Source organism: Paraburkholderia sp. SIMBA_054, assembly GCF_046534875.1.
GTDB lineage: Bacteria > Pseudomonadota > Gammaproteobacteria > Burkholderiales > Burkholderiaceae > Paraburkholderia > Paraburkholderia hospita.
In genome coordinates, this window is record NZ_JAWRXV010001845.1 from 1 (window position 1) to 230 (window position 230).

1 protein-coding gene is annotated in these 230 nt (G+C 66.1%); it reads left to right on the top strand.

Annotated features, from left to right (window positions below; genetic code table 11):
* Nucleotides 1-230: ketopantoate reductase family protein (locus SB822_RS61430; protein ID WP_410859712.1), on the top strand; the 230-nt coding region annotated here is incomplete at both ends.

Sequence of the window (230 nt, forward strand, 5' to 3'; positions counted from 1 at the left end):
GTTCTGCGACGGTCTGCATGGCGACTTCGTGGGCAAGCGGCTCAAGTCAATCGATCCCGACGGCGCAATCGCCGCCGCGATTCCAAGCGCGCAAACAGTGGGCTGCGTGGTGCACGCGAGTTGCCTCGTCGAGGCGCCGGGCGTGATCCGGCATCATCAAGGCAATGGGCTGATTATCGGCGAGGCTCTCGGGCGTCCGAGCGAACGCGTGAAGGCGCTCGCCGAGACGC